The organism is Klebsiella sp. K-3, from assembly GCF_051207495.1.
Taxonomy (GTDB): domain Bacteria; phylum Pseudomonadota; class Gammaproteobacteria; order Enterobacterales; family Enterobacteriaceae; genus Klebsiella; species Klebsiella aerogenes.
Window position 1 is genome coordinate 210,340 of sequence record NZ_JBPNXF010000003.1, and the last position, 25,998, is coordinate 236,337.

19 protein-coding genes are annotated in these 25,998 nt (G+C 55.7%); 3 read left to right on the forward strand and 16 right to left on the reverse strand.

Annotation, left to right across the window (positions count from 1 at the left end):
* Positions 1-91: 91 nt before the first annotated feature.
* Positions 92-1,804: an assimilatory sulfite reductase (NADPH) hemoprotein subunit gene (gene cysI, locus ACSEMK_RS06095; RefSeq protein ID WP_271032870.1), complete on the reverse strand. Its 1,713-nt coding sequence runs from the start codon at positions 1,802-1,804 to the stop codon at positions 92-94.
* A complete protein-coding gene (gene cysJ / locus ACSEMK_RS06100; protein ID WP_113372945.1) occupies positions 1,804-3,603 on the reverse strand; it encodes an NADPH-dependent assimilatory sulfite reductase flavoprotein subunit in 1,800 nt (599 codons plus the stop codon). The genes cysI and cysJ overlap by 1 nt, the downstream gene beginning before the upstream one ends.
* Positions 3,604-3,920: 317 nt before the next feature.
* Here cysJ and queD point away from each other — a divergent pair, with 317 nt between their 5' ends.
* Positions 3,921-4,286 (forward strand): 6-carboxytetrahydropterin synthase QueD, encoded by a 366-nt coding sequence (queD, locus tag ACSEMK_RS06105; protein ID WP_015369973.1) that lies wholly within the window; start codon positions 3,921-3,923, stop codon positions 4,284-4,286.
* Positions 4,287-4,353: 67 nt separating this feature from the next.
* On the opposite strand, the gene ACSEMK_RS06110 is transcribed toward queD, so the two are convergent.
* Both ACSEMK_RS06110 and queE read right to left on the reverse strand, forming a co-directional pair.
* Positions 4,354-5,142, reverse strand: coding sequence for an SDR family oxidoreductase (locus tag ACSEMK_RS06110; protein WP_087858593.1), 789 nt, complete (start codon positions 5,140-5,142; stop codon positions 4,354-4,356).
* Between the two features lie 190 nt (positions 5,143-5,332).
* Positions 5,333-6,004 carry a 7-carboxy-7-deazaguanine synthase QueE gene (gene queE / locus ACSEMK_RS06115; protein WP_087858621.1) on the reverse strand — a complete coding sequence of 224 codons (672 nt, stop codon included), beginning with the start codon at positions 6,002-6,004 and terminating at the stop codon, positions 5,333-5,335.
* 514 nt (positions 6,005-6,518) lie between these two features.
* Between queE and ACSEMK_RS06120 the strand changes: the two genes are divergently transcribed.
* A complete protein-coding gene (locus ACSEMK_RS06120; RefSeq protein ID WP_113372946.1) occupies positions 6,519-7,628 on the forward strand; it encodes an SDR family oxidoreductase in 1,110 nt (369 codons plus the stop codon).
* A 67-nt stretch (positions 7,629-7,695) separates the two neighbouring features.
* On the opposite strand, the gene eno is transcribed toward ACSEMK_RS06120, so the two are convergent.
* From eno to rlmD, 5 genes are all read right to left on the reverse strand, one after another.
* Positions 7,696-8,994, reverse strand: a complete 1,299-nt coding sequence (eno, locus tag ACSEMK_RS06125; RefSeq protein WP_015369968.1) for a phosphopyruvate hydratase — start codon at positions 8,992-8,994, stop codon at positions 7,696-7,698.
* An 80-nt stretch (positions 8,995-9,074) separates the two neighbouring features.
* On the reverse strand, positions 9,075-10,712 hold the full coding sequence (pyrG, locus tag ACSEMK_RS06130) for a glutamine hydrolyzing CTP synthase (protein ID WP_015703305.1): 1,638 nt from the start codon (positions 10,710-10,712) through the stop codon (positions 9,075-9,077).
* 279 nt (positions 10,713-10,991) lie between these two features.
* The gene (mazG, locus tag ACSEMK_RS06135; RefSeq protein ID WP_015703306.1) at positions 10,992-11,783 is read right to left on the reverse strand and encodes a nucleoside triphosphate pyrophosphohydrolase; all 792 of its coding nucleotides are present in this window, start codon (positions 11,781-11,783) and stop codon (positions 10,992-10,994) included.
* Positions 11,784-11,895: 112 nt separating this feature from the next.
* Complete coding sequence (gene relA / locus ACSEMK_RS06140; RefSeq protein WP_047078980.1) at positions 11,896-14,133, reverse strand: GTP diphosphokinase; 2,238 nt, start codon at positions 14,131-14,133, stop codon at positions 11,896-11,898.
* Positions 14,134-14,254: 121 nt separating this feature from the next.
* Positions 14,255-15,559 (reverse strand): 23S rRNA (uracil(1939)-C(5))-methyltransferase RlmD, encoded by a 1,305-nt coding sequence (gene rlmD / locus ACSEMK_RS06145; protein WP_430914641.1) that lies wholly within the window; start codon positions 15,557-15,559, stop codon positions 14,255-14,257.
* Between the two features lie 110 nt (positions 15,560-15,669).
* Between rlmD and barA the strand changes: the two genes are divergently transcribed.
* Positions 15,670-18,420 (forward strand): two-component sensor histidine kinase BarA, encoded by a 2,751-nt coding sequence (barA, locus tag ACSEMK_RS06150; RefSeq protein ID WP_430914642.1) that lies wholly within the window; start codon positions 15,670-15,672, stop codon positions 18,418-18,420.
* A 138-nt stretch (positions 18,421-18,558) separates the two neighbouring features.
* Here barA and ACSEMK_RS06155 read toward each other — a convergent pair whose 3' ends face one another.
* The 7 genes from ACSEMK_RS06155 to ACSEMK_RS06185 all read right to left on the reverse strand — a co-directional run bounded on the left by ACSEMK_RS06155 (position 18,559) and on the right by ACSEMK_RS06185 (position 25,863).
* Positions 18,559-19,698, reverse strand: coding sequence for a glycerate kinase (locus ACSEMK_RS06155; RefSeq protein WP_430914643.1), 1,140 nt, complete (start codon positions 19,696-19,698; stop codon positions 18,559-18,561).
* A gap of 66 nt (positions 19,699-19,764) precedes the next feature.
* Entirely contained in the window at positions 19,765-21,105 is a 1,341-nt protein-coding gene (gene gudD / locus ACSEMK_RS06160) for a glucarate dehydratase (protein WP_087858598.1), read from the reverse strand.
* Positions 21,106-21,122: 17 nt separating this feature from the next.
* Entirely contained in the window at positions 21,123-22,463 is a 1,341-nt protein-coding gene (locus ACSEMK_RS06165) for an enolase C-terminal domain-like protein (RefSeq protein ID WP_435336327.1), read from the reverse strand.
* Between the two features lie 2 nt (positions 22,464-22,465).
* Entirely contained in the window at positions 22,466-23,818 is a 1,353-nt protein-coding gene (locus ACSEMK_RS06170; RefSeq protein WP_087858600.1) for an MFS transporter, read from the reverse strand.
* Between the two features lie 472 nt (positions 23,819-24,290).
* Positions 24,291-24,734 (reverse strand): flavodoxin, encoded by a 444-nt coding sequence (locus ACSEMK_RS06175; RefSeq protein ID WP_087858601.1) that lies wholly within the window; start codon positions 24,732-24,734, stop codon positions 24,291-24,293.
* 5 nt (positions 24,735-24,739) lie between these two features.
* Positions 24,740-25,534, reverse strand: a complete 795-nt coding sequence (gene truC / locus ACSEMK_RS06180) for a tRNA pseudouridine(65) synthase TruC (protein WP_015703313.1) — start codon at positions 25,532-25,534, stop codon at positions 24,740-24,742.
* Complete coding sequence (locus ACSEMK_RS06185; RefSeq protein ID WP_113372950.1) at positions 25,534-25,863, reverse strand: YqcC family protein; 330 nt, start codon at positions 25,861-25,863, stop codon at positions 25,534-25,536. The genes truC and ACSEMK_RS06185 overlap by 1 nt, the downstream gene beginning before the upstream one ends.
* Positions 25,864-25,998: the final 135 nt, after the last annotated feature.

Below are 25,998 nucleotides of genomic sequence, written 5' to 3' on the forward strand. Positions count from 1 at the left end.
CTGTGTGCCTTGCCTGATGGCGCTTCGCTTATCAGGCCTACGCGAACGGTAGGCCGGATAAGGCATTCATGCCGCTATCCGGCAATTCAGGTTATTCCCAGAAATCACGCGCCGGGTCGAGCACCGGACGAATGATGCCCGCACGCACCGTAAAGTCGCCGAAGCCTTCACCCGCTTCGCGCTCTTTCGCCCAGCGCCCAACCAGCTCATCGAGCGAGGCCAGGATCTCCGGCTCGGTGATATTTTCGCGATACATCCGTGGGATGCGCGTCCCGCTGCGGTTGCCGCCGATATGCAGGTTATAGCGGCCAGGCGCTTTACCCACCAGGCCAACTTCCGCCAGCATCGCGCGGCCGCAGCCGTTCGGGCAACCCGTGACGCGGGTTACAATATGCTCATCACCGACGCCGTGCTTACTCATCACCTCTTCGACCTTGTCGATAAATGACGGCAGGAAACGTTCGGCTTCGGCCATCGCTAACGGACAGGTCGGGAACGACACGCAGGCCATTGAGTTCTCACGCTGCGCCGTGACGGCATTCATCAGGCCATGATCGCGCGCCAGTTTCTCAATCCGCGCTTTCTGATCTTCCGGTACGCTGGCGATGATCAGGTTCTGGTTGGCGGTAATGCGGAATTCACCTTTGTGAATCTTCGCGATCTCCAGCAGGCCAGTTTTTAGCGGGCGGCTCGGATAATCCAGAATACGGCCGTTCTCAATAAACAGCGTCAGGTGCCAGTTATTATCGATACCCTTAACCCAGCCGATGCGGTCGCCGCGGCCGGTAAACTCGTACGGACGAATCGGTTCGAATTTGATCCCGGCACGACGCTCAACTTCCGCCTTGAAGGTCTCCACGCCGACGCGCTCAAGGGTATATTTGGTTTTCGCGTTTTTACGATCGGTACGATTACCCCAGTCGCGCTGGGTGGTCACGACCGCTTCCGCCACTGCCAGGGTATGCTCCAGCGGCAGATAGCCAAACTCGCTGGCGGTACGCGCATAGGTTTTCTTATTACCGTGCTCGATAGACAAACCGCCGCCCACCAGCAGGTTAAAGCCGACCAGCTTACCGTTTTCCGCAATCGCCACGAAGTTCATGTCATTGGCGTGCAGATCGATATCGTTCTGCGGCGGGATCACCACCGTCGTTTTGAATTTACGCGGCAGATAGGTCTGGCCGAGGATCGGTTCCTCGTCGGTAGTGGCGACCTTTTCCTGATCCAACCAGATCTCAGCATAGGCGCGGGTACGCGGTAACAGATGCTCAGAGATCTTCTTCGCCCACTCGTAGGCTTCGGCGTGCAGCTGCGACTCAAACGGGTTCGAGGTGCACAGCACGTTGCGGTTCATGTCGTTGGCGGTCGCCAGCGCGTCCAGCCCAACAGAGTGCAGCATCTGATGCACCGGCTTCACATTCTTCTTCAGAATACCGTGGAACTGGAAGGTCTGACGGTTAGTGAGGCGAATACTGCCGTAGATGGTGTTATCCGCCGCGAATTTATCAATCGCCTGCCACTGTTTGGTGGTGATAACGCCGCCCGGCAGACGGCAGCGCAGCAGCATCGCGTGGCGCGGCTCCAGTTTCTGCGCCGCGCGTTCCGCGCGAATATCGCGGTCGTCCTGCTGGTACATGCCGTGAAAGCGGATGAGCAGGAAGTTGTCGCCTTTAAAACCGCCGGTCAGGCCGTCATTTAAATCTTCCGCAATGGTGCCGCGCAGGTAGTTGCTCTCGATCTTCATACGCTCGGCGTCGGAGAGTTTACCTTCGACCACCAGCGGGCCAGGATGTTTTTCGCTCATTAGTAGACATCTCGCTGATAACGGCGCTCAACGCGCAGCTCACTTAAAAATTCGTCCGCCGCTTCGGCGTCCATCGCGCCGTATTCGGCAATCACTTCCAGTAACGCCTGCTCGACGTCTTTCGCCATTCGATTGGCATCGCCGCAGACATAAATATGGGCGCCGTCGTTAATCCAACGCCACACTTCAGCCCCCTGCTCGCGCAGTTTGTCCTGTACATAGACTTTTTGTTGTTGATCGCGAGACCAGGCCAGGTCGATTCGGCTCAGCACGCCCTCTTTGACGTAGCTCTGCCATTCCACCTGATAAAGGAAATCTTCCGTGAAGTGCGGATTGCCGAAGAACAACCAGTTCTTCCCTTCCGCCCCTTCCGCCGCGCGCTGCTGCATAAAGGCGCGGAACGGCGCGATACCGGTTCCAGGGCCAATCATGATAACCGGCGTTTGCGGGTTAGCAGGCAGACGGAAGTTGTCATTGTGTTCGATAAAGATGCGCACTTCGCCATCTTCTTCCACGCGGTCAGCGAGGAAGCTGGACGCACCGCCGGCGCGAGCACGGCCTTCAATGTCATAACGCACAACGCCAACGGTGACGTGGACTTCGTTTTCCGCTTCCGCCTGCGAAGAAGCAATCGAGTAGAGGCGCGGCGTTAGCGGGCGCAGCAGGCCGATTAAGGCTTCGGCATCCAACTGTGCCGGCGAGAAGCGCACCATATCGACGATAGGCGTCGTCGCGGCGTAGTGCTGCAACTGCGCTTTATCGCCGACCAGCGGCAGCAGCGTTTCGCTGCGGGTCAGGGTGGCATAGTTCTCAACAATATTGGCGGTGTTGACCGTCAGCTCGAAATGCCACTCCAGCGCTTGCGCCAGCGGCAGCGTTTTGCCTTCTACCGTGACCGGTTCATCACCCTTAAGCCACAGCAGCTCCACCAGCTCTTTGACCAGCGCCGGATCGTTCTGATACCACACGCCTAGCGCATCTCCCGGCTGATAACGCAGACCGGAATCACCCAGATCGATCTCGATATGACGGACATCTTTTTCCGAGTCGCGACCGGTTATTTTCTGATTCACAGCAAGCGTCGCCGTCAGCGGCGCTTCTTTGGTATACGGACTGGTATGAATTTCATTCACGGCGCCGCTGGTCGCAAGCTGGGCCGGCGCAGCCGTCGGCGCGCGCGCTTTCAGCACATCCACTACGCGAGCGCGCCATTCCGCCGCCGCGGCTTGATATTCAACGTCGGCGTCAACGCGATCGAGCAGACGTTCGCCGCCCAGTTCGGCCAGTTTGCTATCGAAATCTTTGCCGGACTGGCAGAAAAACTCATAGGAGGTATCGCCGAGACCAAACACCGCGAAGGCGGTGCCATCGAGCTTCGGCGCTTTCTTTGAAAACAGGAACTTATGCAATGCGACGGCTTCTTCCGGCGGCTCACCTTCACCCTGAGTCGACGTCACCACGACCAGCAGTTTTTCACCGGCGATTTGTTTGAATTTATAGTCGCCAGCGTTCACCAGTTTCACGTTCAGCTGCGCGGCCTGTAAATCGTCGCGCAGCGCTTCGGCAACCCGACGCGCGTTGCCGGTCTGCGAAGCGGAAATCAGGGTGATGGCCGGCGCTTCTACCGCCTGAACGGGCGCGCTTACCGCGGCGCCGGGCTGCTGATTCAGCATGCCCCAGAAGTAGCCGGACACCCAAGCCAGTTGGGTTGGCGTAAAGTCAGTCGTGGCCGCCTGTAGGCGCGCCAGTTGCTCCGGGTTTAGCGGCAGCAGATTGGAAGGTGGGGCCTGTGTCGTCATGCGTCGTTATGTTCCAGTAAGCAAAGCTGTTATTCACGCCCTGTCAGCGCGACAAAAACAGAAGAGATTGTAAGGTTAACGGCGGGCATACTAACAATTAAAGAAGGGATGGAAATATCAAATAACCAAATGGACTAACCTGTTTTAGTTATAGTTATTAACAACAAAAGCGATTAGTTAAATAATTGAAAAACAATAAATTAAATCATCAAAACACCACAAAAACGGCGATTTCGCGTTCAGGGCCGTTTTAGTTAATGCTAAAAAATGTACTTTCCGGTACCCTACGGCGGTTTTTTTCGTCCTGTTGAGAGTTAATGATGTCCACCACGCTGTTTAAAGATTTCACCTTCGAAGCCGCCCACCACCTGCCGCACGTACCGAAAGGCCACAAATGCGGTCGCCTGCATGGTCACTCTTTTATGGTGCGTCTGGAGATTACCGGTGAAGTCGATCCCCATACCGGGTGGATCATGGATTTCGCCGAGCTGAAAGCCGCGTTTAAACCGACCTATGATCGTTTAGACCACTATTACCTTAACGATATCCCAGGACTGGAGAACCCCACCAGCGAAGTGCTGGCCAAATGGATTTGGGATCAAATGAAACCGCTGGTTCCTCTGCTGAGCGCGGTAATGGTAAAAGAGACCTGCACCGCAGGCTGCGTCTATCGCGGCGAGTAATTCCCTGCCTTATCCGCCATCGGGCTGCTGCCATGGCGGTTTTCTATTTCATCCAACACCGTGTGAATCAGCGCACCAGATAGCCGCCATCCACCGCCAGAATATGACCGTTAACGTAATCCGAGGCCCGGCTGGCGAGGAAAACAACGGCGCCCATTAAATCCTGCGCTTCTCCCCAACGGCCTGCGGGTATATGCGCCAACACGCGTCTGTTTTCCTTTGGGATACTGCGGGTGATAGCGGTCATGGCGGTTTCATAATAGCCCGGCGCGATGCCGTTAACCTGAATATTATGCGGGCCCAGCTCATCGCAGTAGGCTTTGGTTAAGCCAGCCAGCGCATGCTTGGTGGCGGCATAGGCCGGCGACCAGCTGCCGCCGAGATAAGAAAACACCGAGCAGATATTAATAATCTTACCGCTTCGCCGCGGAACCATAATTTTCGCGGCTTCGTGGCTAAGCTCAAACGCTGCCGTCAGGTTAGTCTCGATCATCGGATCCCAGTCTGTGCGACCAAAGCGCAGCACCTTATTCAACTGGCAAATACCGGCATTATTCACCAAAACATCAACGGTACCGAAACGCTCGCAGCAGGCGGCGATAATACGCTGTGGCATACCGCCATCGGTGATATCCGCCAGCATGAATTCCATCTCAACGCCCTGCTGTTCGATAAGTTCTCGGGTTTGAGCGTGTTCTTCGCGCAGAGCAGGAATAAACAGATTCGCGCCGGCGGTCGCCAGGGCGACGGCAAAGGCCTGCCCCAGGCCGCTATTGCCGCCGGTAACGATAGCGGTTTTCCCTTTGAGCGAGAAGAAGTCCATAGAGAAGGCCGTGGGTGGATCAATTAGCTGCATGGTTAACTCGTTCCTTAAGTCAACGTATCAGCCGCCCGCCTCAGGCGGCTGAATTAACGCGCCAATGATAGCATTGCTGTCATTGGCGCGTATCTCAACACCATGCTGAAGTCGAGGGTTAAGATGAATTCATATATGAAGAAGAGAGCTGCCGGGCGGTGAGCACCCTACCCGGCAAAGAAAGCGGGGGTCAGGCGATGTTCAGATATTTATGCGTCTGCATGGATAACCGCCAGTTTCGGGCGATACAGGTCTCAATGCACAGCCGCGTGGCGTCTTCCTTTTGGCTAATCGGCTGTAATGCAATAATTCGCGGCTTTTCATCAGCCAGCGTTTCCAGCAGCTCATCAAGCGCTTCGATATCACGCACGCGGCCAACCGGATGCTTGATTTCATCAGCACGCTGCAGCGCCTGCGACAGCACATCGTAGCCGCCGCGCATGTTCACTTTTGGCGAAACCGTGACCCAGGTATTGTGGCTGCAGCGGACTTCATGGGTGCCGCTGGTTTCAATCTGACAGCTGAAACCATTTTGCTCAAGCAACTCTGTCAACGGCGTGAGATCGTGAATACAGGGCTCGCCGCCGGTAATCACGACATGTCGGGCGGTCCACCCCTGACGGCCAATGATCGCCAGCAGATCGTCGCTGGTCGCCGGGCCCCATTTATCGCTCTCTTTGGTTTTAGCGAGGATACTAAATAGAGACACTTCCCGATCGGCCAGCTTATCCCAGGTATGTTTGGTATCGCACCAGGCGCAACCAACCGGGCATCCCTGCAAACGAATAAAAATGGCAGGCACGCCGGTAAAGTAACCCTCGCCTTGCAAGGTCTGGAACATCTCGTTAATCGGGTACTGCATAGTCATCTCTGTTCAGGTGGTAAAAAGGTATTATCGCAGATTCAGGCGCTCAGGTCTTGTCCTCAGCTGCGCTTACCAGAGCCCATTGTCAGCCGGGTGCAAGCCCTCTTTTTATATTAGTTAGCAAACTATGAAATAAGCACAAAATGTATTTACGATACATTGAGTATTATTTTAGCATGCATCGCGTCCAGTCATTAAGCCGCGCATTGATAACTTTCTTGCGAAGTATCTTCTCGCGGATAAAGATGTAACAAAGAATGTTTTTCATGACCGTAACGGTCGTTATTTATTGCTGCTCAAACGAATAAAAAGAAACTATTAATCAAAGATGTACAAACCGATACATGAAACAATGAATCTTTTATCTACGCTCAGGGTCAAATTCAATTCACTTGATTTCCATAGCTTAAAATAAGCTTAAGAAACCGATTATTGCCGCCTGTTTTTATTTAATCTCCGTTTAATTTTCCGCGCCTAGAATCCAGTCGACCAACCATGAGAGACTGCATTCATGAATACATTATTAATTACAGGCGTTACCGGATTTCTGGGCGGAGCGGTATTAGAGAATATCCTTAATAATGAAAATGGGATTAATCTACTGCTCCTGGTGCGAGCCAATAACGATGAAGCGGCTCTGACCCGGGTGAAGGAAAACCTGCGTAAATTCAATATTGCAGAAGAGAAGCTGGCCGCATTAACCACCCGGCAGATCCTGCTCGGCGATTTGTCATCCCCGGAGGCATTTCTGGACGACCCCCGTCTGGAGCGGGTTACTCACGTTATCAACAGCGCTGCCGTTGCCTCATTTGGCAATAACCCGCTCATCTGGAAAGTAAATGTCGAAGGAACGTTCAAATTTGCTCAACGAATGTCCCGCGTGGCAGGACTACAGCGTTTTCTCCACGTCGGGACCGCTATGTCCTGTACCCCGGAGCCAGATTCACTGGTCGCAGAAAGCGCTGAATTCCGCGAGCACGCCGAGCATCTGGTGGAGTATACGCACTCCAAATCGACCATTGAGCGCCTGATGCAGGAGCAGTGTCCGACGTTGCCGTTAATCATCGCCCGCCCTTCTATCGTCGTTGGTCATACTCATCACGGCTGCCAGCCCTCCAGCAGCATTTTTTGGGTGTTCAGCATGGGGCTGATGCTGCAAAAATTCCTTTGTTCAATGGAAGACCGCGTTGACGTCATCCCGGTCGACTACTGTGCCGACGCGCTGCTGATGTTATTACAACGCCCGCTGGCGCGCGGTGAAGTGGTGCATATCTCCGCCGGTGAAGAGAATAGCGTCAAGTTTGCGGAAATCGATCGCGCGATGGCCTCGGCGCTAGAGCAAGCCCCGGTAGGCGACCGATACGCGCAGGTCAGCTATGAGACGCTGGTTAAAATGCGCCGCGAGTTGAAGGATATTTTTGGCCCGTGCAACGAGCGCTTAATGCTTAAAGCGATGCGCCTGTATGGCGCCTTTGCGACGCTTAACGTCCGCTTCAGCAATGATAAACTGCTCAGCATGGGCATGCCCAAACCGCCGCGTTTCACCGATTATATCGACCGCTGCGTACAAACCACCCGCGGGCTTTCTATCCCGCAGCAAATGGCCGTCGATTTTAAGTAAACACGATGCGCAGGTAAAAAAAATGCCAGTCCGCAGACTGGCATTTTTATTTCACAAAAAGTCAGGATTACGCCTGGCCTTTGATCTCTTTACGACCGTTGTACGGCGCTTTTTCACCCAGAGCTTCTTCGATACGAATCAGCTGGTTGTATTTAGCAACGCGGTCAGAACGGCTCATAGAACCAGTTTTGATCTGGCCTGCAGCGGTACCAACAGCCAGGTCAGCGATGGTAGCGTCTTCAGTTTCGCCAGAACGGTGAGAGATGACAGCGGTGTAGCCAGCGTCTTTCGCCATCTTGATTGCAGCCAGAGTTTCGGTCAGAGAACCGATCTGGTTGAATTTGATCAGGATGGAGTTAGCGATGCCTTTTTCGATGCCTTCTTTCAGGATCTTGGTGTTGGTTACGAAAAGATCGTCACCAACCAGCTGGATTTTGTCGCCCAGTACTTTGGTCTGGTATGCGAAACCGTCCCAGTCAGACTCGTCCAGACCATCTTCGATGGACACGATCGGGTACTGTTTGGTCAGTTCTTCCAGGAAGTGGGTGAATTCTTCAGAGGTGAAAGCTTTGTTGCCTTCGCCAGCCAGAACGTATTTACCGTCTTTGTAGAATTCAGAAGCTGCGCAGTCCATCGCCAGAGTGATGTCTTTGCCCAGTTCGTAGCCTGCTGCTTTAACCGCTTCAGCGATAACAGCCAGCGCTTCAGCGTTGGAACCCAGGTTCGGCGCGTAGCCGCCTTCGTCACCAACTGCAGTGTTCATGCCTTTGGACTTCAGAACTTTCGCCAGGTGATGGAACACTTCAGAACCCATACGTACGGCTTCTTTCAGAGTCGGCGCGCCAACCGGCTGAATCATGAATTCCTGGATGTCGACGTTGTTGTCAGCGTGCTCACCGCCGTTGATGATGTTCATCATCGGAACCGGCATAGAGTATTTGCCCGGAGTGCCGTTCAGTTCAGCAATGTGTTCGAACAGCGGCTGGCCTTTAGAAGCAGCTGCTGCTTTGGCGTTCGCCAGGGATACCGCCAGGATTGCGTTCGCACCGAAGTTGGATTTGTTTTCAGTACCGTCCAGGTCGATCATGATCTTATCGATGCCAGCTTGATCTTTAGCATCTTTACCCAGGACTGCCTGAGCGATCGGGCCGTTTACCGCAGCAACAGCTTTGGTTACGCCTTTACCCAGGAAACGGGATTTGTCGCCATCGCGCAGTTCCAGCGCTTCGCGGGAACCAGTAGAAGCACCTGACGGAGCAGCTGCCATACCGACGAAACCACCTTCCAGGTGTACTTCGGCTTCAACAGTCGGGTTACCACGGGAGTCGATGATTTCACGACCGATGACTTTAACGATTTTGGACATTAGGTTTTCCTCAGTACAAGTTAAACTAAAACTCCAGACAAACAATGCACCCAGTTGGGTGCATTGCCGTTCTAACTCTTTTACTTCGCCTGACGCTTCTGGTACTCGCTCGCGGCTTTCACAAAGCCTGCAAACAGCGGGTGGCCGTCACGCGGCGTCGAAGTAAACTCCGGGTGGAACTGGCAGGCCACAAACCACGGATGGTTCGGCACTTCGATGATCTCGACCAACTGATCATCCCCGGAACGGCCCGCAACGCGCAGGCCGGCAGCTTCAATCGGTTTCAACAACATGTTGTTGACTTCGTAGCGGTGACGATGGCGCTCGGTGATTGTCGGCTCGCCGTACAGCTGGCGAACCAGAGAATCATCACCCAGCTGGCACTGCTGCGCGCCAAGGCGCATGGTGCCGCCGAGGTCGCTCTTCTCGGAACGCACCTCAACGTTGCCTTCTTCGTCACGCCATTCGGTAATCAGCGCCACCACCGGGTACTTACAGTCTGGCACAAATTCCGTAGAGTTGGCGTTTTCCATGCCCGCTACGTTGCGCGCGAACTCAATCAGCGCAACCTGCATACCCAGGCAGATGCCCAGATATGGAATATTGTTCTCACGCGCATAGCGCGCGGTGGCGATCTTGCCTTCAACGCCGCGGTAGCCGAAGCCGCCCGGGATGAGGATCGCGTCCAAATCTTTGAGGATTTCGACGCCGCGCGTTTCAACATCCTGCGAATCAATAAGCTTGATGTTGACGGTCACGCGGTTTTTCAGACCACCGTGTTTCAGCGCTTCAATCACCGATTTGTAGGCATCCGGCAGTTCAATGTACTTACCGACCATACCAATAGTGACTTCGCCTGCCGGATTAGCTTCTTCATAGATTACCTGTTCCCATTCGGCCAGGTTTGCTTCCGGACAAGTTAAGCTGAATCGTTTACAAATATAATCGTCCAGCCCCTGAGATTTCAACAGGCCTGGAATTTTATAAATGGAATCGACGTCTTTCAGAGAAATCACAGCCTTTTCCGGGACGTTACAGAACAATGCAATTTTTGCACGTTCGTTGGCCGGAACCGCGCGATCGGAGCGGCAAATCAGGATATCAGGCTGAATACCGATGGAGAGCAGCTCTTTTACAGAGTGCTGAGTCGGTTTAGTTTTGACTTCACCCGCTGCCGCCATGTATGGCACCAGGGTCAAATGCATGAACAGGGTATGCTCACGGCCGATTTCTACCGCCATCTGGCGAATAGCTTCGAGGAACGGCAGGGATTCGATATCGCCTACGGTACCGCCGATTTCAACCAGCACCACGTCATGGCCTTCGCCGCCAGCCAGTACGCGCTCTTTGATGGCGTTGGTGATGTGCGGGATAACCTGTACGGTTGCGCCGAGATAGTCGCCACGGCGCTCTTTACGCAGAACGTCGGAGTAGATACGACCGGTAGTGAAGTTGTTGCGGCGAGTCATCTTGGTACGGATGAAACGCTCGTAGTGACCCAGGTCCAGATCGGTTTCAGCGCCGTCTTCAGTAACGAACACTTCCCCGTGCTGGATTGGGCTCATGGTGCCCGGATCGACGTTGATGTACGGATCCAGTTTCATGATAGTTACGTTGAGCCCACGGGCTTCAAGAATGGCTGCCAGGGAAGCTGCGGCAATGCCTTTACCCAGAGAGGATACGACCCCGCCGGTCACAAAAATATAGTTCGTTGTCATGCTGAACCTGAGAAGTTAGGGTAAAACGATGGAATAACCAGGACGGGAAAGTAGTATACCCGAACATGCGTGACGCCACAAACTTTCATTCTCCCCTCCTCTTCTTTCTACCAGCCGCACCTGCGTTGCGACTCGAACAACTCGAAGAGGCAGGCTACATGGTGTTTCAACAACATAACGGAATGAGAAAATAGCCGCTTTTGGCGAAATGTTTTTGACGTAAATCAAGCGCTTGTTATTTATAAAATCACACAAATAGCGCTTGATCACGAAAACTCGTTAGAGATCAGTTTCCTGGCGTTTTACTTCCTGCCACACTTCTTCCATGGTTTCGAGGTCAACGCCGGTCATTTCCAGGCCTCTGGCGGCGACAATACGCTCAACTTCGCGGAAGCGGCGCTCAAATTTGAGGTTCGCTTTCTGCAATGCGACCTCGGCTTTTACCCCTAAATGGCGGGATAAATTCACCGTGGCGAACAGCAGGTCGCCCACTTCTTCCTCGAGTTTAGCTTCATCAACCACCGCCTGCTGCGCTTCATGCATGACTTCATCTATCTCTTCATGCACTTTATCGAGCACCGGGCCAAGCGAGGTCCAGTCGAAGCCCACCGCCGAGCAGCGGCGCTGAATTTTATGCGCGCGCATCAGCGCCGGCAGGCTATGCGGAATATCATCCAGCGCCGAGTGTTGCGCCTTTTCCGCTCGCTCCGCGCTCTTGATCTGCTCCCAGCGCGCCAGCACTTCCGCACTGTTCCCGGCTGAAGCATCGCCAAAGATATGCGGATGACGCCGTTCCAGTTTGTCGCTGATGGCGGCGCAGATATCGTTGAAATCAAAACGCCCTTCTTCCTGCGCCATCTGCGCATAGAACACCACCTGGAATAACAGATCGCCAAGCTCGCCGCGCAGATCGTCAAAATCTTCGCGCGCAATGGCGTCCAGCACTTCATAGGTCTCTTCAAGGGTGTAAGGGGCAATCGTGGCAAAGGTCTGTTCTTTATCCCACGGGCAGCCGTTTTCCGGGTCGCGCAGGCGGCGCATGATGCCGAGCAAGCGGTCAATTTGAGTCATGTGACAATCCTGGAAATTTAAAAAAAAGGTAGGCCGGATAAAGCATTGATACCTTATCCGACGTTAAGAAATTGCCGGATGGCGGCTTCGCCTTATCCGGACTACGGACGAATTAACCGCCGTGCAGACGACGCGCGTCGATGACATCCGGCACCTGGTTCAGCTTGCCGAGCACCCGGCCCAACACCTGCAGGTTGTAGATTTCAATGGTCATATCGATGGTCGCCAGCTGCTGTTTGGTATCGCTGCGGCTGGCCACGCCCAGCACGTTCACCTTCTCGTTGGCAAGAATAGTGGTAATGTCGCGCAGCAGGCCGCTGCGGTCGTTGGCGACCACGCGCACCACCAGCGAATATCCCGCCGAATAGCTCTCGCCCCATACCGCATCAACGATACGTTCCGGCGCGTGAGACTGCAGCTCAGCCAGCTGATCGCAGTCGGCGCGGTGTACTGAAATCCCGCGCCCCTGGGTGATGAAGCCGACGATTTCGTCACCGGGAATCGGCTGGCAGCAGCGGGCGATGTGATGCATCAGATTGCCAACGCCCTCAACCACCACCCGGCCATTGTCTTTGCTGCGGTTCTGCGGGGTATAGGTTTTCTGCTGCAGCTGCTTCAGCGCGGCCGCATCCTGCTCGGCGGCGCTCGGTTTGTTGAACTGCGCCTGCAGGAAGTTGACCATCTGATTAAGGCGAATGTCCCCGCCGCCGATAGCCGCCAGCAGTTCATCCAGTTCATTAAAGTTGTAGCGCGGCAGCAGATGTTTCTCGGCATCTTTCAGGCTGATGCCCAGATGCTCGAGCTCATCGTCAAGGATCTGCCGCCCGGCGAGAATGTTCTTGTCGCGATCCTGTTTACGGAACCAGGCGTGAATTTTTGAGCGCCCGCGGCTGGTGGTTACATAGCCGAGGTTCGGGTTCAGCCAGTCGCGGCTTGGGTTCGGTTGCTTCTGGGTGATTATCTCAATCTGATCGCCCATCTGCAGCTGATAGGTGAACGGCACAATGCGTCCGCCGATTTTGGCGCCGATGCAGCGGTGCCCGACATCGCTATGAATATGGTAGGCAAAGTCGAGCGGAGTTGAGCCCGCCGGCAGGTCAACCACGTCACCCTTCGGCGTAAACACGTAGACCCGGTCGTCAAAGACCTGGCTGCGCACTTCGTCTAGCATTTCGCCGGAGTCGGCCATCTCTTCCTGCCAGGCGATCAGCTTACGCAGCCAGGCGATACGGTCTTCATGGCCGCGACCGCCGCTCGCCCCGGCGCTGGCGCCCTCTTTATACTTCCAGTGCGCCGCCACGCCGAGCTCGGCGTCTTCATGCATCTGTTTGGTGCGAATTTGGATCTCGACCGTTTTCCCGCCTGGCCCGAGCACCACGGTATGAATAGACTGGTAGCCGTTCGGCTTCGGGTTGGCGACGTAATCATCAAATTCGTCAGGCAGATGACGATAGTGAGTATGCACGATCCCCAGCGCCGCGTAGCAATCCTGTAAACGTTCGGCGACGATACGAACCGCGCGCACGTCAAACAGTTCATCAAAAGCGAGATGCTTCTTCTGCATTTTGCGCCAGATGCTATAGATATGCTTCGGACGTCCATACACCTCTGCTTTTACGCCTTCGGTTTTCATTTCTGAACGCAGATGGCCGACAAACTCATCGATGTAATGTTCGCGGTCGATACGGCGTTCGTGCAGCAACTTAGCAATGCGCTTGTATTCGGCTGGATGCAGATAACGGAAGCAATAGTCTTCCAGCTCCCACTTCAGTTGACCTATTCCTAAGCGGTTCGCCAGCGGCGCATAGATATTGGTACACTCTTTTGCGGCCAGTACGCGCTCATCTTCGGGTTCATCTTTTACCTCGCGCAGGTGAGCGATACGTTCCGCAAGCTTGATGACCACGCAGCGGAAATCATCGACCATCGCCAGCAGCATGCGGCGAATATTGTCGACCTGTTCTGAGGAGACGGTATCGGTGTGGGTGGCTTTGAGCTGGCGAATCGCCGCCATATCACGCACGCCGTGAATCAGGGTAACGACGGATTTGCCGACGCTCTCTTGCAGGACCTCTTCGCTGACAACATTGCCGTCCGCCAGCGGAAACAGTAAAGCGGCCCGCAAGGTATCGATATCCATATTGAGCATGGAGAGAATTTCTACCATCTCCACGCCACGCCATAACAGGAGATCTGCCTGCGGGTGTCCCTGCGTTGTTACGCGACAATAATCCCAGGTCTCGGCTAAGCGCTCACACGACTGCTGGCTGGAAATCCCCAGACTCGCGATCCATTTCTTCGGGTCAAACTCACCAGCTTTATTAAGATGTGCACTTCTTACCGCAACCATTGTCCTCTCCTTAAGGGACTCAGCCTACCGAAGTCAGCAAGCCATATTTTAAACCCGTCATCCTTCAGTCCACACCGCCATCAGGCATCTTCACTGTCGCCTCGATGCGGGCTGAACAATTTTATGTAAGCTCGCGTTCAAACAATACTATCGATTCCAGGTGCCCGGTGTGCGGGAACATGTCCAGCATCGCCAGACGTTGAATACGATATCCTGCCTGAAGCAACGCCTCACTATCGCGCGCCAGCGTCGCCGGGTTACATGAAACATAGACCACCCGCCGCGGAGCCAGCTTGATAATATGCGCCATCACGCCCGGCGCGCCGGCTCTTGCCGGGTCGAGCAGAATTTTATCAAAGCCATGCTTCGCCCAGGCCTGCCGGGTGACATCCTCTTCCAGGTTTTCATGAAAGAAAGTCACGTTCTGCAACCCATTGAGGGCGGCATTTTCTCGTCCCTTCGCCACCAGCGCGGGCACGCCTTCGACGCCCACCACGCTCGCCGCCGCTTTGGCCAACGGCAGGGTGAAATTGCCCATACCGCAAAACAGATCCAGAACGCGGTCCTGCGGCTGAATATCTAACCAGGCCAGCGCCGTACGCACCATCTTCTGGTTTACGCCATCGTTGACCTGGATAAAATCGCGCGGACTGAACACTAAGCGTAGTCCGTCTGACGTGTACCAGGGTTCATCGCCGCGAATATGTTCAAGTATCTCGCTTTGCGGAGCGAGGTACAGGGATAGACCGTGAGTTTGCGAAAAACGTTCCAGTTTTTCTTTATCCGCCGCCGTCAGCGCGGCGGTATGGCGTAAAACCATCAGCGGTCCATTGTCCGCCTGCACCAGTTCAACGTGGCCAAGTTGACGTTGTGATTGCAGGCTGGTTAAACACTCGCGCACCGCGGGTAACAACGCCTCAAGTTGGGGCACCAAAACAGGGCACTGCACCACATCGATGATTTCGCTGGAATTGGCCTTGCGAAAACCCATCTGCAGTTGTTGGGTCTTTGGCTGATAATTCAAGCTCAAACGCGCCCGACGACGGTAGCCCCAGGGTTCAGCGGCTATAATGTCGTCAACGTCACGTTTCATCAAGCGGGAGAGCGCGGCGCGCTTGCTTTGCTGCTGTAGTTCAATGCTCGCATGTTGCTGCTGACATCCGCCGCAGACGCTGAAATGCGGACAGCGCGGCGCGACGCGCTGTGGACTGTCGTTCAGGCGGCGTTTAACCTGAGCGCGGGCATACTGTTTTTTATCCTCTACCAGCACGACTTCCGCCTGCTCTTGCGGCAACAGGCCGGGGACAAACAGCGCCTTACCCTGATGACGGGCTACGCCCTGGCCAAAGGGATCAAGGTCATTTACCGTCACGGTTATGATCTGGCGCGTCGTCACACGCCGTTTTGCAGAGTAGAATTGCGCCATCGTAGAGGATTATCTCAAAAATATACTGACTCTATACATGAAATCATTCGGGCTACCAATGCAGAAGCCGTCTGAAGGTTGATATGTATATTCTCCCATAATGGAACCGCATGACCAACTACAGCCTACGTGCTCGCATGATGATTCTTATTCTGGCGCCGACCGTTTTGATTGGTTTGCTGCTCAGTATTTTCTTCGTTGCCCACCGCTATAACGACCTGCAGCGGCAGCTGGAAGATGCCGGCGCCAGTATTATTGAACCGCTGGCGGTATCCAGTGAGTACGGCATGAATTTGCAAAATCGCGAGGCGATCGGCCAACTTATCAGCGTGCTTCACCGCCGCCATTCCGATATTGTGCGGGCCATTTCCATTTATGATGCTAAAAACCGGCTGTTCGTTACCTCTAACTTCCAGCTCGATCCGCGAGAAATACAGCTCCCGCGCGGCGCGCCCTTCCCTCGCCGCCTGAGCGTCACCCGCCACGGCGACATCATGGTGCTGCGCACGCCTATTGTGTCAGAAAGCTATCTGCCCGATGAGTCGCCGGAAAGCGATGCTAAAATGCCGGGAAACATGCTTGGCTATGTGGCGCTGGAGCTCGACCTTAAATCTGTGCGCCTGCAGCAGTACAAAGAGATATTTATCTCAAGCGTCATGATGCTGTTTTGTATCGGCATTGCGCTGATTTTCGGCTGGCGCCTGATGCGCGACGTGACCGGGCCGATTCGTAATATGGTCAACACCGTTGACCGCATCCGCCGCGGCCAGTTGGATAGCCGCGTTGAAGGTTTTATGCTCGGCGAGTTGGATATGCTGAAAAACGGCATTAACTCAATGGCGATGTCGCTTGCGGCATACCACGAGGAGATGCAGCACAATGTCGATCAGGCGACTTCGGATCTGCGCGAAACGCTGGAGCAGATGGAGATTCAGAACGTCGAGCTGGATCTGGCGAAAAAGCGCGCCCAGGAGGCCGCGCGCATCAAGTCCGAGTTCCTTGCCAATATGTCGCACGAGCTACGAACCCCGCTTAACGGCGTCATTGGCTTTACCCGCCTGACGCTGAAAACCGATCTCAACGCTACCCAGCGCGACCACCTGACCACCATCGAACGTTCGGCGAATAATCTGCTGGCCATCATCAATGACGTGCTGGATTTCTCCAAGCTCGAAGCGGGCAAGCTGATTCTGGAAAGCATTCCTTTCCTGCTGCGCAATACCCTGGATGAAGTGGTGACCTTGCTGGCGCACTCGGCGCACGATAAAGGGCTTGAGCTCACTCTCAACATCAAAAATGATGTCCCGGATAATGTGATTGGCGATCCGCTGCGCCTGCAGCAGGTGATCACCAATCTGGTGGGTAACGCGATTAAATTCACCGAGCACGGCAATATTGATGTGCTGGTTGAACAGCGGGCGATAAGCAATTCCAGAGTACAAATTGAAGTACAGATCCATGATACCGGTATCGGCATTCCGGAACGCGATCAGTCGCGGTTGTTCCAGGCCTTCCGCCAGGCCGATGCCAGTATCTCGCGCCGCCACGGCGGCACCGGCCTGGGGCTGGTTATCACCCAGCGGCTGGTCAAAGAGATGGGCGGCGATATCTCATTCCATAGTCAGCCGAACCGCGGTTCCACCTTCTGGTTCCATATCAGTCTTGACCTGAATCCGAACGCCATTACTGACGGTTTCGATACCCATTGCCTGGCGGGCAAGAAGCTGGCCTACATTGAAGCCAATGCTACCGCCGCGCAAAGCACGATGGAACTGCTGGCGACCACGCCGCTGGAAGTGGTCTACAGCCCGACGCTATCAGCGCTGCCGGATGCGCACTACGATATTTTACTGGCCGGTATTCCGGTGTCGATGCGCGATCTCAGCAACCAGCGGGATAAGCTGGTCCGCGCCTGCTCGCTATCCGATACCCTGGTGCTAGGGCTACCGTGCCACGCGCAGGTTAGCGCCGAAGAGCTGAAAAGAAACGGTGTTACCGCCTGCCTGCTTAAACCATTGACCTCCACGCGGCTTTTCCCGGTGCTGATGGCCTCTTGCCGCGCGCAGCCGCCGGTGCCACAGCCCTATATCGATAGCGATAAACTGGCGATGACGGTAATGGCGGTAGATGATAACCCGGCCAACCTTAAGCTTATTGGCGCGCTGCTGGACGATCTGGTGCAGCATGTCATTCTGTGCGATAGCGGCCAGGATGCCGTAGAGCAGGCCAAACAGTCGCAGTTGGATCTCATTCTGATGGATATTCAAATGCCGGATATGGACGGCATTCGCGCCTGTGAATTGATCCGCCATCTCCCGCATCAGCAGCAGACCCCGGTGATCGCGGTGACCGCTCATGCCCTTGAGGGGCAGCGCGAGAAACTGCTGGCCGCCGGGATGAACGATTATCTGGCGAAGCCGATTGAAGAAGATAAGCTTAGCACCCTGCTGTTGCGCTATCAGCCCGGCATGCACGTCGCCGCCCCGCAAATCGCTGAACCGGTGGAGCCGGTTATCGATCATAACGTCACGCTCAACTGGCAGCTGGCGCTGCGTCAGGCGGCCATGAAACCAGACCTCGCTCGGGAGATGCTGCAGATGCTGCTCGCCTTTATGCCGGAGGTGCGCAATAAAGTTGAAGAACAGCTGGTTGGCGAGACGCCGGAAGGCCTGCTGGATTTAATCCATAAGCTGCACGGTAGCTGCAGCTACAGCGGCGTACCGCGGCTGAAAAAACTGTGCCATACCCTTGAAAGCCAGTTGCGCGCCGGTACCGCGCCGGAAGAGCTGGAGCCGGAACTGCTGGAACTGTTAGACGAGATGGATAACGTCGCCCGCGAAGCGTGCAAGATGGGAGTGTGATTCGGTGTTCCGGATCACGGCGCCACGGTCCGGTACTTGGTTGGTAGCCCCGGTAAGCGTAAGCGCCACCGGGGAGGGTTCCCGGATCGCGGCGCTACGCGCCTTATCCGGGCTACAAATACCACTGCGCCGGCCGGGTTACCGCCTACCGCCCATCTGCAATACCGCGGCCACGTTACGTGCCGTCATCCGCACGTTGGCGGCGGCGTTCGCCAGCGCCTCTTCCAGAGTACAGACGGTATACAACACGCTAAAGACCGCATCCAAACCATGCTGATGCACGACGCCAACATCGGCGGTCAGGCTGCCGGCAATCCCAATCACCGGCACGTTGAAGCGTTTCGCGACCTTCGCCACTCCCACCGGTACCTTGCCGTGAATGGTCTGGCTATCGATACGCCCTTCACCGGTAATCACCAAATCGGCATCAGCCACTAGCTCTGCCAACCCCAGCGCGTCGGTCACAATCTCAATACCCGGGCGCAGGTTGGCGCCGCAAAACGCATACAACGCCGCCCCCATACCACCCGCCGCGCCGCCCCCTTCCAGGCTCAGCACGTCGATATCCAAATCGCGGGCGATAGTCTGCGCAAAGTGTTGCAGGCCGTGGTCAAGACGCTCAATCATCGCCGCCGTCGCCCCTTTTTGCGGGCCAAACACCGCGCTTGCCCCCTGCGGGCCGGTTAACGGGTTGGTGACGTCGCAGGCGACATCAATCCGGCAATCCGCCAATCTCGGATCCAACTCGCTAAGATCGATCCGCGCCAGCGTCTCCAGCGCGCCGCCGCCAGGGGCAATTTGCTGTTGCCCAGCGGTCAACAATTTCGCCCCCAGCGCCTGTGCCATACCGGCGCCGCCGTCATTGGTCGCGCTACCGCCGATACCAATAATAATCTGCGAAACCCCTGCATCCAACGCATGACGAATCAGCTCGCCGGTTCCCCAGGAGGTGGTCAGTAGCGGATTACGTCGCGTGGGTGGCACGCTTTCCAGTCCGCTGGCCGCCGCCATTTCGATATAGGCGCAGCGCATATCGCCGGACAGGCCATAAAAGGCTTCGACCGGTTCGCCAAGCGGCCCGGTAACGCTGACCTGTACGATATGCCCTTGCGTCGCGGCAACCATCGCCTCAACGGTACCCTCACCGCCGTCGGCAACCGGGACTTTAACGTACTCCGCATAGGGATAAATCTCGCGAAACCCCGTTTCTATCGCGGTAGCGACATCCAGCGCACTCAGGCTCTCTTTGTAAGAATCCGGCGCGATCACTATCTTCATAAGTGTCCTTAATATGAATAACCCCGGCGACCGGCAGTTGCCGACCCCAACAGGGTCGGCGTTATCTTAGCGAACCATGCAAGGACGTTTGTTATCAAAGGTCCAGTTCGGGATTAAATATTGCATCGCCATGGCGTCATCACGAGCGCCCAGGCCATGTTTCTTATATAGCTCATTAGCCTGCATCACGCGGTCCATATCCAGCTCAACCCCCAAACCTGGCGCCGTCGGCACTTGCACCATACCGCCTTTGATTTCAAACGGTTGTTTGGTCAGACGCTGGTTGCCCTCCTGCCATATCCAGTGGGTATCGATAGCGGTAATTTTACCCGGCGCCGCCGCAGCCACATGGGTAAACATCGCCAACGACACGTCAAAGTGGTTATTGGAGTGCGAACCCCAGGTCAGACCAAATTCATGACACATTTGCGCCACGCGCACCGAGCCCTGCATAGTCCAGAAGTGCGGATCCGCCAGCGGAATATCCACCGATTGTAACGACAGCGTATGGCCCATCTGCCGCCAGTCGGTGGCGATCATGTTGGTCGCGGTCGGCAGCCCGGTCGCCCGACGGAATTCGGCCATCACTTCGCGGCCGGAGAAGCCTTGTTCAGCGCCGCAAGGATCTTCCGCATAGGCCAGCACGCCTTTCAGCTGTTTACCTATCTGGATGGCTTCATCAAGCAGCCAGGCGCCGTTCGGGTCGAGGGTCACGCGCGCATCAGGGAAACGCTTCGCCAGCGCGCTAATCGCTTCGGCTTCTTCAAAACCGGCCAACACCCCGCCCTTCAGTTTAAAATCATTGAAGCCATATTTTTCGTAAGCGGCTTCCGCCAGACGAACCACCGCCTCCGGCGTCATCGCCTCTTCATGACGAATACGGTACCAGTCGCACTGTTCATCCGGCTGGCTTTGATAATCCAGCGGCGTCGCGTGGCGGTTACCGACAAAGAACAGGTAGCCCAGCATTTCGACTTCGCTCCGCTGCTGGCCGTCGCCAAGCAGAGAAGCAACGTTCACGCCCAGATGCTGGCCCAGCAGATCCAGCAGCGCCGCTTCAATCCCGGTCACCACATGAATGGTGGTGCGCAGATCGAAAGTTTGCAGGCCGCGGCCGCCGGCATCACGGTCGGCAAACTGGTTACGCACGGCGTTCAGCACATTTTTGTACTCGCCCAGCGTCTTACCCACCACCAGCGGCGCGGCATCTTCCAGGGTCTGGCGGATCTTTTCGCCGCCGGGGATTTCGCCAACGCCGGTATGCCCGGAGTTATCTTTGATGATAACGATATTACGGGTGAAGTACGGCGCGTGCGCGCCGCTGAGGTTCATCAGCATGCTGTCATGCCCGGCAACCGGGATTACCTGCATGGCAGTCACAATTGGCGTTGAAGATGATGTAGTCATAGCGTAATCCTTTTTAATTAATGACGGCCGAAAACGGGGCGTTTACGGTCGAATGTCCAACCGGGAATCAGGTACTGCATCGGGCCTGCATCGTTACGCGCGCCGCCTGGCAGCGCCTTATAGGCCTCATGAGCTTTATGCACCTGTTCCCAGTCCAGCTCCACGCCGAGTCCCGGCGCGTCTGGCACGGCGATTTTGCCGTTGATAATCTGCAGCGGATTTTGCGTCAGACGCGAATCGCCCTCCTGCCAAATCCAATGGGTATCGATTGCGGTCGGATTGCCCGGCGCCGCGGCGCCGACGTGGGTAAACATCGCCAGCGAGATATCAAAGTGGTTATTCGAGTGACAGCCCCAGGTCAGCCCCCAGTCATCGCACAACTGCGCCACCCGCACCGCGCCGGAGAGCGTCCAGAAGTGCGGGTCCGCCAGCGGAATATCGACGGCGTTGAGCATGACCGCATGCCCCATCTCGCGCCAGTTGGTGGCTATCATGTTGGTCGCCACCGGCAGCCCAGTGGCGCGACGGAACTCGGCCATCACTTCCCGGCCGGAAAAGCCCTGTTCCGCGCCGCACGGATCTTCGGCATAGGTCAGGACATCCTGCAGACCTTTACACAGCGTAATCGCTTCATCCAGCAGCCAGGCGCCGTTCGGATCGACGGTAATGCGCGCGTCAGGGAAGCGTTTTTTCAACGCGCGGGCGGTATCGATCTCCTGCTCGCCAGGTAACACGCCGCCTTTTAGCTTAAAGTCTTTAAAACCGTAGCGATCCTGCGCCGCCTCCGCCAGTCGCACCACCGCGTCGCTATTCAGCGCCTGCTGGTGACGAAGACGGTACCATTCGTGGTCGCCCGGCGTCCGCGCAAGATAGCCCAGATCGGTTTTTTCGCGGTCACCGATATAGAACAGGTAGCCCAGCACGGTCACCGCATCACGCTGTTTGCCCGGCCCCAATAGTTCGCAGACCGGGACATTCAACACCTTGCCAAGCAGGTCGAGCAGCGCGGCTTCCAGCGCCGCCACCGCATTGACTTTCAATTCGAAGGTCCATGCCCCTTTGCCGAAGGTGTCGAAATCCGCCGCCTGATTGCCTTTATGTACCTGCTGTACGACGCGGTTGAGGCGAGCGACCTCCTGTCCAACCACCTGGGGGATGGCATCGACCAACGTCTGGTAGATGACTTCGCCGCCGGGCGCTTCGCCGACGCCGGTATGCCCGGCGTTATCGGTTAACACCACTATGTTGCGGGTAAACCAGGCGTTATGCGCGCCGCCGATATTCATCAGCATGCTGTCGTGCCCGGCGACAGGAATCACCTTCATTTCGGCAACGATTGGGCTGGATTGGGTATTCATGATTAACGCCCCGCAACCGGTTTAAGTTCGATACGTTTGATATCGCCAACCAGCACCAGGTAGCTGAGAACCGCCACCAGAGCGTGGATACCGACGTAAATCAGCGCGCCGTTGAAAGAGCCGGTGGTGCCGACGATATAGCCGATAGCGATAGGGGTGACGATGCCGGAAATATTGCCGAACATGTTGAACAGACCGCCTGAGAGGCCGCTAATCTCTTTCGGCGCGGTGTCCGCCATTACCGCCCAACCCAGCGCGCCAATGCCTTTACCGAAGAAGGCCATCGCCATAAAGCCGATGATCATCCATTCCACGTTGACGTAGTTACACATCAGCATGGTCATGGACAACAGCATACCAAGTACGATCGGCGTTTTACGCGCGATATTCAGCGAGCCGGTACGGCGCATCAACCAGTCGGAAATAATCCCGCCCAACACGCCGCCGACAAAGCCGCACACCGCCGGGATTGATGCGACAAAGCCCGCTTTGAGGATCGACATGCCGCGCGCCTGCACCAGATAAACCGGGAACCAGGTGATAAAGAAGTAGGTTAACGCGTTGATGCAGTACTGGCCGATATAGATCCCGACCATCATTCGCGAGCCGATCAGTTGCTTGATTTGGCCCATTTTGACGTTAAAGGGCACCTTCTGCGCACTGCTCTTTTGATCCATATTGATCAACGCGCCGCCTTCGGCGATGTAGTCCAGCTCTTTCTGGTTAACGCCTGGGTGGTTATTGGGATCGTGGATCACTTTCAGCCACACGAAGCTAATGACAATACCCAATCCGCCCATAAAGAAGAATACGTGCGACCAACCCACTTCATGGGTCAACCAACCCATAATCGGCGCGAAAATAACGGTGGCAAAATACTGCGCGGAGTTAAAAATCGATACCGCCGTCCCTCTCTCCTGCGCCGGGAACCAGGCGGCCACAATCCGGCTATTGCCAGGGAACGAGGGCGATTCGGCAAGGCCGACGAGGAAGCGCAGGGTAAACAGCGCGATGATAATGCCAAAACCGCTAAAGATATCGACGAAGCCCTGCAGCAGGGTAAACACGGACCAGATAAAGATGGACCAGAAATAGACGCGTTTAGAACCAAAGCGGTCAAGCAGCCAGCCGCCTGGGATCTGTCCGATCACATAGGCCCATGAAAACGCGGAGAAAACATAACCCATGCCAACAGGATCGAGGCCGATATCCCTGGCCATTTCAGAACCGGCAATCGACAACGTCGCGCGGTCGCCATAGTTAAAGGATGTGACGATAAACAGCATCACCACTATCCAATAGCGAGCATTGGTGCGCTTTTCAGCGGCGCTCGCAGCCTGACTTAATGAACTCATTGTTGTACTCCTGAATCATAGCGTTTAGCTACGTTCATTCTGAACAGCACAACCTGTAGGGTAATCAGAATGACGTGTTAGTGTTTTTTTCGTTATATCTGGCGTACTGCTTTTGTCACTGGCAGGAAAAGTATAAAAAGAGGCGTCGGCGGGCTCACCGTGCATATACACAGCTTTAGCGGGTGATACTGCGTTAGTTTGTGGCGTATGCCTAAGGTTGTGGGGAGTAGTTCACGGAAATGGAAAACCGTCGCCCGCTGATGGGTCGATGAACGACATTACCTTCAGAGTGTGAATCGGCTCTCTTGACGCCGGGGAAACGCAAAGAAAAAAGCCATAACGATGAAGTGGTTATCAGGCAGATGCCCGAAGCCGGGCGCGATGGAGAACGTTAAGATAACCCTGACCGTTTATCCGGCCACTGGCGGCTTAAGCGCGCCCTCTACGTAGGGAGAGGGCGTACTTAACATGATTACTCGAGCAGTTTAGCCCACGCTTCTACCCAAGGGTTGGAAACGCTTTCTGGTTCCGGATCTTCGCTGGCGTCGATGGTGAGCATCTCGCCAATACGACGCGCGCCCTGCTCCTGCAGCAGCGCATCAAAGGTTTTACCGCCGCCGCAGAAGTTAGCGTAGGTGCTATCGCCAAGCGCGATAATGCCGTAGCGCAGATGCGGCTGATACATATCTTTAATGCCTTCATACAGCGGAACGATGCTGTCCGGCAGATCGCCCTGCCCGGTGGTCGAGGTCACGACCAGCACGTATTTGCCGGTATAGGATTCCCAGTCTTTCACTTCCGGGTCCTCAAATACCGTCGCTTTATGCCCCAGCCCGCTCAGAATGGCTTCCGCCTCCTCGGCGACCAACAGCGAGTTTCCATACATCGTGCCGACAAAAATTCCGACTTCTGCCATAGTGATTATCTCCCTGGATTATCCGCGATACTCTCATCCTGACCGCTGTCGTCGGCAAACTCAACCCTTTCATTTAACGGGAGAAGCCCGCGCCAGCCAAACTGCGACAGCGCGCGCATCCAGACATCATCCAGACCCGCGCGAATCGTCAGCGGCTCGCCGGTAAACGGATGCGTTAATGACAGCTGACTGGCATGCAGCATCAGGCGATTACAGCCGAAATGTTCAGCGGCGCTGCGGTTTTGCCGTAGATCGCCATGTTTGCTGTCGCCGAGGATCGGATGGCGCAGATGGGCCAAATGACGACGCAGCTGATGTTTACGCCCGGTTTTCGGCTCCAGCTCCACCAGCCCGTAGCGGGTGGTCGGGTAACGGCCGGTGGCGACCGGCATTTCTACCGTCGCCAGTCCGCGATAGTGGGTCACCGCCGGCTGCGGGCCTTTATCTTCACGAGCGAATTTATCGGCGATTTTGTCCAGCTCTTCTACAAGCGGATAATCCAGCACCGCCTCTTCAGTCAACCAGCCGCGAACGATGGCGTGATAGCGTTTTTGCATCTGGTGTTGTTCAAACTGCTGCGCCAGCAGCCTGCCCGCTTCGCTCGATAATCCCATCAGCAGCACGCCGGAAGTCGGCCGGTCCAGACGATGAGCGGTGAAGACATGCTGGCCGATTTGATCGCGCACGGTCTGCATCACCACCACTTTCTCATCGCGATCCAGCCAGCTGCGGTGCACCAGCCAGCCGGAAGGCTTATTCACCGCCACCAGCCACTGGTCCTGATAAATAATTTCCAGCATCAGGCGTTTTCGTCCGCGAATAATGCATCCAGCAGCAGTAGTTCAGCCACGATAGCTTCGCGCGCCGGATGAGCTTTATCCAGCGCCATCTCGTAGTAGGGCGCGACGGCAAAGTTCTGCGGCAGCGGCATACCGCTGGCAATCAGTTGATGCATACGCGGGATCAGCACCCACTGTAGCCATTCCAGCGGCTCGAGCGTGTCCAGGCAAAACGGCTGCTCGCTGGCGAAAGCGCTGCTATCCGGCGCCTGTTCCTGCCAGTGGTTTGTTTCGCGCAGCAGCGCTTCAATGGCGTGCAGGCGATCGCGCACGCTAGCGTGAAGGGTCATGGGGAAACCTCGATGAATTGTAAACCGGGCGCAGGATAGCAAATCCGCGAGAGAAATAAAAAAAGGGAGCACTGTATAAACAGTGCTCCCGGTTCGTTTTGCAGCATTCCAGCTACATTGGTGCTCCCTGCTCGT